The following is a 13,080-nucleotide window of genomic DNA, read 5'->3' as shown; positions in this document are numbered from 1 at the left end:
ACCTTCCGGAGTTTATTCGTTATTAGCTTAATGCCCGTTCAATAACCGCCATTCGAATCGGTACGCCGTTTGCCATTTGCGGGAAAATGCGCGATTTGGGACTTTCGACGACTTCGTCGTCGATCTCAACGCCGCGGTTGATTGGAGCCGGATGCATGATGATCGCATGGTCCTTGATATTGCTTGCGCGTTCGACCGTCATGCCGAACTGTTCGCGATAAGCTTCCGCCGAGTTCAACATGCCGCTCTCATGGCGTTCCAGCTGTACGCGGAGCATCATAATCACATCGGCTTGAAGCGCTTCGTCCATCGAAACGTACGGAGCGTCGAGGTCTGCCGCTTTCATGTTGCCCGGCGAGCAGAATTGCACTTTCGCGCCAAATTTGCGAAGCGCCCACAGATTGGATCTTGCTACGCGGCTGTGCAGAACGTCACCGATGATCGATACGGTCAGACCGTTCAGATTGCCGAAATGTTTGCGCATCGTATATAAATCGAGCAGAGCCTGCGTCGGATGCTCGTTGTTGCCGTCGCCTGCGTTGATCAAAGGCACTTGAATTTTCGTGGCGAGATCTGCCAGTACGCCGATTGGCTTCAATCGGATAATGCCGACGTCGATGCCCATCGATTCAAGCGTGCGAACCGTGTCGTAGATCGATTCACCCTTCTGGACGCTGGACACAGCCGCCGAGAAGTTCAATACTTCCGCGCCAAGCCGTTTCTCCGCAACTTCGAAGGAAAAGCGCGTTCTCGTGCTATTCTCGAAAAACATGTTCGCCGCGAACTTGCCCTGCATCACGTTGTGCACTTTGTTTGGGTGTTGTTCCCAATAAGCCGCGCGATCCAGAATCGCTTCAATTTCCTCTTTGCTAAGGTCTTTCAATCCAAGCAAACTGCGTTGTTTAAGTTGTGTCATCGTCGTCATCAGGCCTGCCCCCTTTGGTGTATGATCATGACTTGGTCCTTCAGATCGATTTCCGTTAACGAGACGTCAATTTGCTCTTGTTTGGAGGTCGGTACGTTTTTGCCTACATAATCAGGCCGGATAGGGAGCTCTCTGTGGCCTCTGTCGACCAGTACGGCGAGCTGGATGCTTTGCGGTCTTCCGCAATCCATCAGAGCGTCCATGGCTGCGCGTATCGTTCGACCGGTGTAGAGAACATCGTCGCACAAGATAACTTTCTTATCATGTGCGGAGAACTTCTCGCCATTCAAATCGCCGATCACAGCCGCCAGTTCTACGCTGGTATCCACAGATGCTTTACGGTCGTCGCGGTAAGAGGTAATGTCGAGCTCTCGGACTTCCACTGGCTTGCCTTCGATATCTTGGATACGGTCCGCAATTCGGTGCGCCAGGTAAATTCCTCTTGTACGAATGCCAATCAGAACGCAGTTATCAATTCCTTTGTTCTTCTCCACAATCTCGTGAGCAATTCTTGTAAGAGCTCTTCGGATCGCTGTCTCGTCCATAATAACCAAATGCTCATCTTCCACCGCTGCCGCCTCCTTCGCTCTCGGATCATCAATCGCGCATGTTGGCGAGGAGACAAAAAAGGCTCCTTGCCAACAACGCAAGGAGCCTGAGACCAGCCACACATAGAGGGTCGAACTTAACCTCCGCAATCCCAGCAGGATACGGTTAGGCTAAGGCCCTATTCTAAGTGCGGCAGATCTGTTATTCACGCTACCTTGCCAGCCTCACAGGGCTGATTTAAAGGTACTGCCATATATCAAAAGGAATTGTACCTCTTCCGTCGCATTATGTCAATACATTGTACCGAATTGATCGGATGTTCCCATCATAATTACTTATCTTAGGTTCTGCATACCCTTTAATTAATATTACAGGGACTTTTTTACGGAAGTATTCCTTCATGACAATGTACGTTTCTCCCTCTCGAAGTGCCTAGCCCGATATGATATGATGAATAACATTGATTACGTACATAGACGGGACAGGTGAAGGAATGGAACATTTAATCAGACCGGAAGTTCAAGCGATTGAAGTATCCGGTATTCGAAAAATGGCCAATAAGGTCAGTCAATACGACGGGGTGCTGTCGCTGACGATCGGGCAGCCGGATTTCCCGACGCCGAAACATATTCTTGACGCAGCCAAGCAGGCGATCGACAATGGCGAAACCGTATATACGCCTAACGCAGGAACACTCAAGTTGCGTAAAGCGGCTTCCGAGTTTTTACAACGCAAATACGGGCTGTCCTACGATCCGGCCGAAGAAGTTATCGTGACGGTTGGCGCAAGCGAAGCCATCGATGTGGCTTTCCGGACTATTCTGGAAGAAGGCAGCGAAGTGCTGCTTCCGGGTCCAATCTATCCGGGCTATGAGCCGATCATTCGCATGTGCGGCGCTTTACCGGTACATGTTGATACAAGCGGCAACAGCTTTAAACTGACAGCCGATCTGATCAAGGAGCATTTGACGGAACGCACGCGTTGCATTGTGCTGGCATCGCCTTCAAATCCGACAGGCTGTACGTTAAGCCTAGAAGAGCTTCAGGAGATTGCGGCATTAGTCGAAGAGCGCGAACTGTTTATATTGTCCGATGAGATTTATAGCGAGCTCGTGTTTGACGGCACTCATTCCTCCATCGCGTCTTTGCCGGGGATGCGCGACAAAACGATCGTTATTAACGGGTTATCGAAGTCGCATTCCATGACCGGCTGGCGTATTGGATTGTTGTTTGCGCCGGCTTATCTGGCTAAACATATCGTAAAGGTTCACCAGTACAACGTAACCTGCACCAGCTCCATTAGCCAAGCCGCAGCAGTCGAAGCATTGACGAACGGCATCGATGACGCCTTGCCAATGCGAGACGAATACGCACGTCGCCGCGACTTCGCTTATAACAGTCTGGTTGAGGCAGGATTTGATGTAGTAAAGCCAAACGGAGCTTTTTACATCTTCCCATCCATCGCAAAGTTTGGTCTTGATTCCACAACGTTTGCGCATCGACTGCTTGAAGAGAAACGGGTTGCTGTCGTACCGGGAGCCGCTTTTGCCCCATTCGGGGACGAGTACATCCGAATTTCCTACGCCTGCTCGATGGAAATGCTTCAAGAAGCAATGGAACGGATCAAATCTTTTGTACAAGGCCTATAACTATTCTATAGATAATAAAAAGCTGCTTTGCGAATTGTTCGCGAAGCAGCTTTTTTGTTAAGAAGAGCGATGGCGCAAATACTTAGAAACCACGTCGATTGCAATCCCGATCGCTTCCTCTTGGGGTTCAAGCTTAGCATGATGAAGGCCGTAAGCCGTATCAACGCCAAGCCAGAACATGAGGCCAGGAATATCGCGAAGGAAATATCCAAAGTCCTCTCCGGTCATGGCTTCGGTACATTCAATGAGATTTACGGAATCATAAGCCTGAGCCCAATTCATAAATTGCTCCGCTTCTTGCTCGTTGTTATATACCTGATAGTAATTCGAGCCGTAATCGAGCTCAGTCTTACAGCCGAAGCTGACCTCAATGCCGTTTAATATAGCTTCGATACGCCCTTTCACGTCACTCATCGACTTGGCGGACAACGTTCTGATCGTGCCTTCAAGGCGTACCCGCTCCGCAATGATGTTCTGCTTCGTACCGCCTTCGATCTTGCCGAGGGTTACCACAACCGAATCGAGTGGGTCAACGTTCCGGGAAACGATAGACTGCAGCTGCATAATAAGGCTCGCGGACGCAACAATCATATCGTTCGCGCGGTGAGGATAAGCGGCATGGCCGCCTTTGCCGATTACGTCGATAAACAACTCGGACGTATTGGCAAATAAAATACCCGGCCGCGTTGCGATTGTACCTACCGGATATTCCGGCGCGATATGCAGCGCCATCATGAAATCCGGCTTCCACGCTTTGAACTCCTCGCTCTCAAGCATCGGCAACGCACCGCCTGGCCCTTCTTCTGCCGGTTGAAATACAAACAGAACATCATCATTAATGGGCTGTTCCACAATGGACGTTAATACGCCAAGACCAATTGCCATATGTAAATCATGACCGCATGCATGCATGTAGCCCGGATGCGTCGATTGGAATGAATAACCCGTATCCTCTTCAATCGGAAGTCCGTCCATATCGGCCCGGTAACCTAAACAGCGTTCGCCGACGAGACCTTTTACCCGAACAAAAATGCCGGTGCGCCAAGTACGTATTTCCAAATTCTCTTGCGGCAATCCGTTCAAATACTCGAGCAGCATGGCTTGCGTCTTAAACTCTTGAAAGCCCGGCTCGGGAATTTGGTGCAACTTCCTTCTCAACTCCACAAACACGCTCATTTGTTAACTCCTATTCCCCTGTAAGGCGCTTTATAAGGAAACACGCGCCATATTTATGGCGCGCGTAGCAAATCTTATTATTTCAAGTCGCGAAGACCTTCAACGATGATGGTCTTGGATTTGGTCTTGTCGTCTACCATCTTGATAACGCGAGCCGGTACGCCGGCAACAACCGCATTCGCAGGCACGTCTTCGATTACAATCGCGCCAGCCGCGATTACTGCGCCTTGGCCTACGCGTACGCCTTCCAGAACAACCGCGTTAGCGCCGATAACAACGTCATCTTCGATAACAACAGGCAAAGCGGATGGCGGTTCAATAACGCCAGCCAGAACCGCGCCTGCGCCAACATGGCACATTTTGCCGACTTGAACGCGTCCGCCAAGCGTTGCGTTCATATCGATCATTGTACCTTCGCCAATCACGCAACCGATATTGATCGATGCGCCCATCATGATAACCGCGTTGTTGCCGATCTCAACTTTATCGCGGATAACCGCGCCTGGCTCGATGCGGGCGTTGATGCCTTTTAGATCCAGCATTGGAATCGCGGAGTTGCGGCGATCGTTCTCAACTTCGTAATATTCGATGTTTGCTTTCTCAGTTTCCAGCAATTCTTGGACTTGCGCCCAATCGCCGAACAGCACGCCGCCGTCGCCGAAATCGAATACTTTTACTTCAGTATTAGTGGAAGCGATTTTGCCCTTGAAGTAAACCTTCACCGGCGTAACTTTTTTGCCATTTTTGATGTAATTAATAACTTCCATTGTTTGTTCCATGTTTTGCATATCGTATCGTCTCTCCTTTATTCATAAAGACAAGCTTATTCATGCTTAGAATAGCTTACTTTTTTAGTTGAATTAATGAATAATTTGCTGAAATGTTTGCATTTTTTCGCATTCAGCTTTTTTTAACGCAAGCGAAGCGAATTAATCACATGCTCCATATCGGCCGGAATTGGCGCTTCGAACTCAAGGAACTCGCCGGTCCGGGGATGCTTAAAGCCCAGTAGAGCAGCATGCAAGGCTTGTCCTTTGAGCGCCACCGTCTTGTTGCGTCCGTACATCGGATCTCCCGCAAGCGGATAACCGATATATTTCAAATGAACGCGGATCTGGTGCGTGCGCCCAGTTTCCAACTGCAGCTCGACAATCGTATAATCATCGGCAATGCGCTCAAGTACCGAAAAGTGAGTAACGGCATGCTTGCTGTTGCGATCCGTGACCGTAAACATCTTCCGGTCGTTCTGGTCCCGTCCGATTGGCGCGTCGATCGTGCCTTGATCATGCGGCAAATTACCGTGAACAAGCGCAATGTATTTGCGGGAAACGGTATGGTCTTTGAGCTGCTGGGCAAGCGATACATGCGCCAGATCGTTTTTGGCTGCCATCAGCAATCCGGAAGTGTCCTTATCGATGCGGTGAACAATGCCGGGGCGCAGCACGCCGTTAATGCCGGACAAATCTTTGCAATGATACATAAGCGCGTTAACGACTGTACCCGACGAATGTCCGGGAGCAGGGTGTACGACCATACCCCTAGGTTTATTTATGACGATAACGTCAGAATCTTCATAAACAATATCAAGCGGAATATTTTCCGCTACAATCGGCGCATCTTCCGGCTCCGGAATACGAATCGCCACTTGATCGCCAGAGGATAGCTTATAGTTAGGTTTAACCGCGTTTTGATTAACGTGTACGGCACCGGATTTGATCCACTCCTGCACTTGCGTTCGGGATATGGAATCCTCGTTCAAGCTGTCCGTTACGAATTTATCAATCCGCTCTCCTGCTTGCTCCGGCAATACTTCAAACTCCAACAACTCTTCACTTTCATTAAACAGGCTGTTCATGCTCGTTATGTTCCTTATCCTCTCTATTGCCAATTTGGCTCTTCTCTTCCTTGGAATGAAGCAAAGTATCAATCAGAATACATGCTACGCCAACGCAAATAGCGGAATCCGCTATGTTAAAAATCGGGAACGTATAGCTGCCGAAATTAAACATCAGGAAGTCAACTACTTCGCCTTTAAGGGCACGGTCGAGAAAATTGCCAACCGCTCCGCCAAGAACGAGTCCAAGCCCGGTCAATAACCATACTTTTCCTGATTTTCGGTTAGCTTGGGTATACCAGATAATGGCGCTCACAATAAGAACAGTAATAATGATGAAGAACACCCTCTGTTCTTGCAAAATGCTAAATGCTGCTCCGCGGTTCCGATACGAGGTAATAATGAAGAAATTGCCGATCACGCTAATTTGCTCACCGATTTCAAGCTGAGCCTCAATGATTTTTTTGGTGACCAAATCCAGCACAAAAGCTGCTATCGCGATCCAGTAATAATAAAAACGCATCGTATCCCTCCTAGTTTGTACCAAACTACTGTATTGTAGCATAATCGGCCGCTATTCAGCCAGTAGTCCCCTTTCCAACGAAGTCCTTTATAAAAAAAGCCCGTTTGCGAAAACTATAGCTTAGATATTGATCGACATACTTCATTTTGTTTAAGGAAGGTGCAACCGATGCCGAATGCAACCCAGCTTGCGCAGCTTCGAAGCCGGCTTGAGGCAGAGAAACAGGAGATCGAGGATCGTCAGTCCCAAAACGACCATCATGGACTTGCTTCTTCGCTGCGCGATAGTACCGGCGAATTATCCCCTATTGATAATCATCCGGCGGATCTTGGAACCGAGATGTTCGAGCGCTCCAAGGATCTCGCTCTGCTTGAGAAAGAGGATCTTCATCTGGCCCGCATTACGGCCGCGCTGGAAGCAATGGATAACGGAACTTACGGACAATGTCTGGCATGCGGAAAAGCTATTTCCAATGAACGGCTAGAAGCGCTTCCCGAGTCGCTCTATTGTGTCGAGCATGCGCCAAGACAGGACATATCCCACAACCAGCCGGTGGAAGAGGAATTTCTCTCCCCTCCGTTTGGCCGCTCCAGCCGGGATGACGATGATTATAACGGCTTTGACGGCGAAGATGCTTGGCAGATCGTTGAACAATGGGGCACGGCTGAATCCCCCGCATTCTCGGAAAACAACAATGTCGGCGATTATGACCATATTGGGATTGAAGCGGACGAAAATGACGGTTTCGTTGAATCCTACGAAAGTTTTGTTGCGACGGACATTACCGGCAAACATGTGTCTGTCATTCGGAACCGTAACTATAAGCAATATATGGACCATGACGAAGGCGACCATGAACTCGAGACCGAACAGTTCGAATGACAGGGAAACTTATACTTTTTATTGCGGTGAGAAAAGGCGGACGGTGCAAGCACCTGTCTCTTATACACATCTCNNTAAGAGACAGGTGCAAGCACCGTCCGCCTTTCAATTTAATACATTTTGCCTTCCAGCTGGTTCTGAACAATCCTTACGATGTCTGCGATATAATCACCGATGATGGGAAGGTTGAGCGCACCAATAATACGCAGTACATACAGAATGGTCGCAGCAAAAAAAGTAAAACCAATCGCCAGCCCTACTCCTTTGGAGAGCCCTGCCAGCAGATTCCGCCAAATAAGCCGAAGCGGATGATTCAGCAGATCCACATAATCGGCGATTTGAGTCCGTTCCATGTTTGTAGCGATTTTGCTCAGACGCATGTCCAACTTGCTTAAGGATTGCTCTATCGATTCGTCGTCATTTTTATCCTTGCGTTCTTTTTCCGGGTCGTTGTCCAGTTTGATACGGACCATGCGGCGTCCCCCTTTGCAAAACGTTTGCGGTTCCTTCATCCGCTTGCTGGTAGGAAAAAATCGAGGCCTTACCCATGAAGGCCTCGGTTTTTTGGCCATGCTCCTTATACTATATCCCGATCCCCGGCATCTATATGCCTAAACGCGGACAAGAATTCCGATTTCTTTGTCACCAAGGGATACTCGTTCCATACCATCAGCTTGCTCATACGAAACGCTGTTCAGCAGGACATTCTCATTCAATACATGACTGAAGTTCTGCAAAGCAGCTTGCAGCTCGGCGTCTACATCCAGTGCAAGATCGATCCGTTTCTCAATCGGCAGATCCAGCTTCTTGCGCGTATCCTGAACCGCGCGGATAACCTCGCGAACCCAGCCTTCCTGTTCCAGCTCCGGCGTAATATCCGTGTTAAGAGCTACCGTTACGCCACCAGCCGATGCCGATGCAAAACCGGATTTGGCTTGCTTCTCAACGAGCAGCTCTTCCGTAGTTACCGTAACCGCTTCGCCTTCTGCCGTAGTGAAGACAAGGCTGCCGGAATTGACCGCTTCACGTGTCGCTTCTGGAGCGAGCCCTTTCAAATAAGCTTGGATCGGGCCAACATGTTTGCCGTATTTCTTGCCTGCTACCTTGAGGTTCAGCTTCAGGGCGAAATCAACAAACCCGCTATCGCTATTTTGAACGACGATCGACTTCACGTTGATCTCATCTTTGATGATTTCCTCATAGTCCGACACCGCGAAATCACGGTCAAGCGATACAATCAGCTCAGACAAAGGCTGACGGGTTTTGATGCCGGTCTCGTTGCGCACGTTGCGGGCAAGCTCAACGACTTGTTTGGCGCTATCCATGTCGCGTTCGAGCGTCTCGTCAATTGCCGATTCATCCGCTACAGGATAATCCGCAAAGTGAACGCTGGATTCGCCGCCAAGGTTGCCATATACGTCTTCCGCAAGCAGCGGAGCGTAAGGAGCGATAAGACGGGAAAGCGTCAGGAGCACATGGCGCAGCGTTTGATAAGCCGCAACCTTGTCTTCCGTCAGGCCGCTGCCCCAGAAGCGGTCGCGCGAACGACGGATGTACCAGTTACTCATCTCGTCCACGAATACTTCGATCGATTTCGCAGGGTTTAAGAAGTCGTTCACTTCAAGACCCTTGATGACCGTCTTGATCAAGCTGTTCAGTCTTGATACGATCCAGCGGTCGAGCTTGCTTGTTGATGGGCGTTCTTCATGATCAGCCGGATTGAAACCATCGATCGACGCATAAAGCGCATAGAACGCGTGAGTGTTAACGATTGTATCAATCACTTTCGACTTGGCTTCGCCTACGATACCGCGCGAGAAACGTTTGCTGTTCCATGGAGCGCTGTCTGCAAGAAGAGCCCAACGGAACGCATCCGTGCCATACTCATTGATGATCTCCCAAGGATCGATAACGTTACCTTTGGATTTGGACATCTTTTGCCCGTTCTCATCTAGGATATGCCCCGTCGAGATAACCGCTTTGTAAGGAGCCTTGCCGTTATACAAAGTGGACACCGCCAGCAAGCTGAAGAACCAGCCGCGTGTTTGGTCGATCCCTTCGCAGATCATATCCGCCGGATATTGGTCAGCGAACTCTTCGGCATTCTCAAACGGATGATGCTGCTGGGCAAACGGCATGGAGCCGCTGTCGAACCATACGTCAATTACTTCCGGCGTGCGGGTCATTACCGCGCCTTCCTGGAATGGCGATTTCAACTTGATTTCGTCTACATACGGCTTATGCAGCTCGATATCCTCAGGCACGAAATCTACTGCGCGTTCGCGCAGGTCGGCAATGCTGCTTGGCGCATATTCTTTTCCCGTTGCTTCGCATACCCACACGTTCAGAGGCGTTCCCCAATAACGGTTGCGGCTGATATTCCAATCCACGAGATCCTCAAGGAATTTGCCGAAACGGCCTTCGCGGATGTGACCCGGGTACCAGTCTACGTTGCTGTTATTTGCGATCAATTGATCTTTCACTTTAGTCGTTTCGATAAACCAACTTTCCGTTGCATAGTACAGAAGCGGCGATTTGCAACGCCAGCAGAACGGATAGCTATGCTCGTAACGCTCTTTGGAGAAGAGCAAGCCGCGTTCGCTTAGCATTTTGACGATGTCTACATCGCAGTCTTTGACGAAACGACCGGCAAGGTCCGTAACCTCATCAACATAACGGCCGGCGTTATTCACGACGCTAAGCATGCTGATGCCGTTCTGGCGGGAAACTTTATAGTCATCTTCACCATGCGCCGGCGCGATATGAACGATACCGGTACCGCTAGTGTCGCTGACGAAATCACCAGGAATAACCACGTGGCCATGTTCAACCGGCACATAGCGGAATGGCGGCTCGTAAGAAAGACCAACAAGCTCAGAGCCCTTCAACGTCGAGAGCGTCTCATACCCTTCTTTGAGCACGCTGTCGGCCAGGTTCTTAGCAACGATGAACACTTCGCCGTCTTTGGAAGCGCGAATATATTCCAGTTCCGGATTAACGGCCAAAGCAACGTTGGCTGGAAGCGTCCAAGGCGTTGTTGTCCACGCAAGAATGGATTCGCCATTAGCAAGCTTGAACTTCACCGTTGCCGAAAGATCTTTCACATCCTCGTAACCTTGAGCTACTTCATGCGAGCTGAGCGTCGTTTGGCAGCATGGGCAATACGGGCTTACGCGATGTCCGCGGTACAACAAACCTTTGCCGTGGATCGTCGAAAGGATATGCCATACGCTTTCGATGTACTCGTTCTTCAGCGTGATATACGGATTGTCGAGATCCGTCCAATAAGCGATTGCTTCAGTGAGCTCACGCCATTGCTTCTCATACACGAACACGCTATCCTTACACTTCTTGATAAATGCTTCAACGCCGTATTTCTCAATCTCTTGCTTGCCGGAGATGCCAAGCTGCTTCTCAACGCCAAGCTCTACCGGCAGACCATGCGTATCCCAGCCCGCTTTGCGGACAACGCGGTAGCCTTGCATCGTTTTATAGCGGCCAATGAAGTCCTTGATTACGCGGCCCAGTACGTGGCCGATATGCGGCGCACCGTTTGCGGTCGGAGGACCTTCATAAAATACATAGTTTGGTTTGCCTGTACGGTTCTCAATGGATTTCTTAAACGTATCGTTCTCCGACCATTGCTTCAGAATGCGCAAATCGCGGGCTCTTGCTTTTTCTTTGACGTCTACACGTTGCATTTGATATACCTCCTGAAAACTTTAGTATTTGCTGAAAAACAAAAAAGCCCCGTCCCTGTAAAAAGGGACGAGGCTCAGCTCGCGTTACCACCCTTGTTCCGCATGCCAATTGCTGATTAAAGCAACCGTATACGACACCTTGGCGCGAATTGCGTAAATTCGCGGTCCCTGTAACGGGGGACAAGCCGTCAGCCCTTAATAATGCGAATTCTACATATCGCAGGTTCAGTGCTGCTTCTCGGAGATGATTTTCCGAATCGGTTCGAACGCCGCCTCTCAGCAATCGACGGCTCTCTGGTGGACGAACTTGGAATCGTACTCGTTCTCGTCAATGAAGTTTGAATCAACTATCATGCAATTAATTCTATTTATAGCTCATCGACGAGCGGTTGTCAAATGACAAATGCCTAACCTCGCTGCAAATGTTCCGCGGACAGATGAGTTACGGAAGACGTGACATGCGAAGAATGGGAGTTATGCGATGAATGGGATAGTTGCTGCGTACCCGGATCAAGCGAATCCCAGCCCTCTTGACCAAGCAGCTCAAGCTGCGCTTCAACTAGCGTACGGAAACGTGCACGGTAGATGGAAGCCTGCTTCTTAAGCTCTTCCACTTCCAGCGATACTTTGCGCGACTTCGAGAGCGACTCGTTAATAATCCGGTCGGCATTTTTCTCCGACTCTTTAATAATGAGTTGAGCTTCTTTCTTCGCGTTGTTTCTCACTTCATCCGCAGCTTCCTGCGCAACGATGATTGTTTTGCTAAGCGTCTCTTCGATATTGGAAAAATGGTTCAATCTCTCCTGCAAGCCCAGAATCTGATTCTGAAGCTCCTTGTTCTCGCGAATAATCGATTCATAATCCTTGATCACCTGATCAAGAAATTCGTTAACCTCATCTTCGTCGTACCCGCGTAATCTTCGTCCAAATTCCTTGTTATGTATGTCCAATGGCGTTAAAGGCATTGGCGCACCTCCTCAACGTATTTGCCGCAATCGCGGATGTACTCGGAAATATTCGTTGTGAAGATGGATTCGACAGTTGTTTCCAAAATCCTGCAACGAATTAAATAAATTTACCAACCCTAACACGAATTCTTCCCTTTTTTGTCATGCCATCCACTTCCAGTACTTTGAATCGACCAAGACCTTTGAAGGAGATTACGTCTCCCATTTTTAGTGGCTCGGACGGATTCTCGACTGTCTTCCAATTCACTCTGCATCTACCCGCGCGGATCGGATCTACGATCTTGGTCCTGCTAATCCGGTAAACGTCGCTGGCGATTCCATCAAGCCGCATAGATGCGACGGTGAAGGACATTTCTTGAAGGTCAGGTACAACGGGCTTCAGCTCTGAGATGGGAATGATTTCCGTAAGTACGCTCGCACGATGCACTTGTCTTAAGTGTACATTTAAGTAATCGGCAATTTCGTCTAAAACCATTATATGCGCGTAGTCCTCATGAACATGAATATCTCCAATTCGATCACGTTTGACGCCGAGACCAAGCAACGCGCCTAGATAATCTCCGTGATCAAGCTCACTGCCGCCGCCTGTTACGGCAAGCACAGATAAACCAGCCGGTTCATCCTCTAAATAACGATACTCCGGCCCGATGATTGCTCTGCAGCGTTCTGCCTCCGGATAACCGCCGTCGAGCCGCAGCTTCACGTCCGGATCCCGGTTCGCAAGCATTTGCAAGATCTGCGATTGTCTCGGATCTAAAAAATCGGTCCGCTTCAGCTCATGAAGCTGCGCGGACCGTTCTACCCACTCCATTGCCCGGTCGACAAATGGTTTCTCATCCGGATGGAAATGTTCATATACTGCTTTATTCATAAG

12 protein-coding genes and 1 other annotated feature are annotated in these 13,080 nt (G+C 49.5%); of the genes, 2 read left to right on the top strand and 10 right to left on the bottom strand.

Annotated elements, in window-relative coordinates; translation table 11 throughout:
• Positions 1-22 precede the first annotated feature (22 nt).
• Together QQK89_RS13190 and pyrR are read right to left on the bottom strand one after the other, a co-directional pair.
• On the bottom strand, positions 23-928 hold the full coding sequence (locus tag QQK89_RS13190; protein WP_284239198.1) for an aspartate carbamoyltransferase catalytic subunit: 906 nt from the start codon (positions 926-928) through the stop codon (positions 23-25).
• The gene (gene pyrR, locus QQK89_RS13185) at positions 925-1,494 is read right to left on the bottom strand and encodes a bifunctional pyr operon transcriptional regulator/uracil phosphoribosyltransferase PyrR (RefSeq protein ID WP_284239032.1); all 570 of its coding nucleotides are present in this window, start codon (positions 1,492-1,494) and stop codon (positions 925-927) included. The genes QQK89_RS13190 and pyrR overlap by 4 nt, the downstream gene beginning before the upstream one ends.
• 473 nt (positions 1,495-1,967) lie before the next feature.
• Here pyrR and QQK89_RS13180 point away from each other — a divergent pair, with 473 nt between their 5' ends.
• On the top strand, positions 1,968-3,122 hold the full coding sequence (locus QQK89_RS13180) for an aminotransferase A (protein WP_284239031.1): 1,155 nt from the start codon (positions 1,968-1,970) through the stop codon (positions 3,120-3,122).
• A 57-nt stretch (positions 3,123-3,179) separates the two neighbouring features.
• Here the strand turns inward: QQK89_RS13180 and QQK89_RS13175 are convergent, their stop codons facing one another.
• The 4 genes from QQK89_RS13175 to lspA all read right to left on the bottom strand — a co-directional run bounded on the left by QQK89_RS13175 (position 3,180) and on the right by lspA (position 6,655).
• A complete protein-coding gene (locus QQK89_RS13175) occupies positions 3,180-4,298 on the bottom strand; it encodes an N-acetyldiaminopimelate deacetylase (RefSeq protein ID WP_284239030.1) in 1,119 nt (372 codons plus the stop codon).
• Between the two features lie 77 nt (positions 4,299-4,375).
• On the bottom strand, positions 4,376-5,086 hold the full coding sequence (gene dapD, locus QQK89_RS13170; RefSeq protein WP_284239029.1) for a 2,3,4,5-tetrahydropyridine-2,6-dicarboxylate N-acetyltransferase: 711 nt from the start codon (positions 5,084-5,086) through the stop codon (positions 4,376-4,378).
• Between the two features lie 122 nt (positions 5,087-5,208).
• Entirely contained in the window at positions 5,209-6,153 is a 945-nt protein-coding gene (locus QQK89_RS13165) for an RluA family pseudouridine synthase (RefSeq protein ID WP_284239028.1), read from the bottom strand.
• Positions 6,137-6,655: a signal peptidase II gene (lspA, locus tag QQK89_RS13160; protein WP_284239027.1), complete on the bottom strand. Its 519-nt coding sequence runs from the start codon at positions 6,653-6,655 to the stop codon at positions 6,137-6,139. Before lspA ends, QQK89_RS13165 begins: the two co-directional genes overlap by 17 nt.
• 168 nt (positions 6,656-6,823) lie before the next feature.
• Here lspA and QQK89_RS13155 point away from each other — a divergent pair, with 168 nt between their 5' ends.
• Positions 6,824-7,537, top strand: coding sequence for a TraR/DksA C4-type zinc finger protein (locus QQK89_RS13155; RefSeq protein ID WP_284239026.1), 714 nt, complete (start codon positions 6,824-6,826; stop codon positions 7,535-7,537).
• Positions 7,538-7,647: 110 nt separating this feature from the next.
• On the opposite strand, the gene QQK89_RS13150 is transcribed toward QQK89_RS13155, so the two are convergent.
• The 4 genes from QQK89_RS13150 to QQK89_RS13135 form a co-directional block, all read right to left on the bottom strand.
• Positions 7,648-8,010, bottom strand: a complete 363-nt coding sequence (locus QQK89_RS13150) for a DUF5665 domain-containing protein (RefSeq protein WP_284239025.1) — start codon at positions 8,008-8,010, stop codon at positions 7,648-7,650.
• 138 nt (positions 8,011-8,148) lie between these two features.
• Entirely contained in the window at positions 8,149-11,238 is a 3,090-nt protein-coding gene (ileS, locus tag QQK89_RS13145) for an isoleucine--tRNA ligase (RefSeq protein WP_284239024.1), read from the bottom strand.
• A 60-nt stretch (positions 11,239-11,298) separates the two neighbouring features.
• Positions 11,299-11,579: a binding site (T-box leader), on the bottom strand.
• Between the two features lie 66 nt (positions 11,580-11,645).
• Positions 11,646-12,203, bottom strand: a complete 558-nt coding sequence (locus tag QQK89_RS13140) for a DivIVA domain-containing protein (RefSeq protein ID WP_284239023.1) — start codon at positions 12,201-12,203, stop codon at positions 11,646-11,648.
• A gap of 100 nt (positions 12,204-12,303) precedes the next feature.
• Entirely contained in the window at positions 12,304-13,077 is a 774-nt protein-coding gene (locus QQK89_RS13135; RefSeq protein ID WP_284239022.1) for an RNA-binding protein, read from the bottom strand.
• Positions 13,078-13,080 lie beyond the last annotated feature (3 nt).

Origin of the sequence: Paenibacillus glycanilyticus (assembly GCF_030161375.1) — a bacterium.
Classification (GTDB): domain Bacteria; phylum Bacillota; class Bacilli; order Paenibacillales; family Paenibacillaceae; genus Pristimantibacillus; species Pristimantibacillus glycanilyticus_B.
The sequence above is the reverse complement of the archived record's forward strand: the minus strand, read 5'-3'. Positions and strand labels throughout refer to the sequence as shown.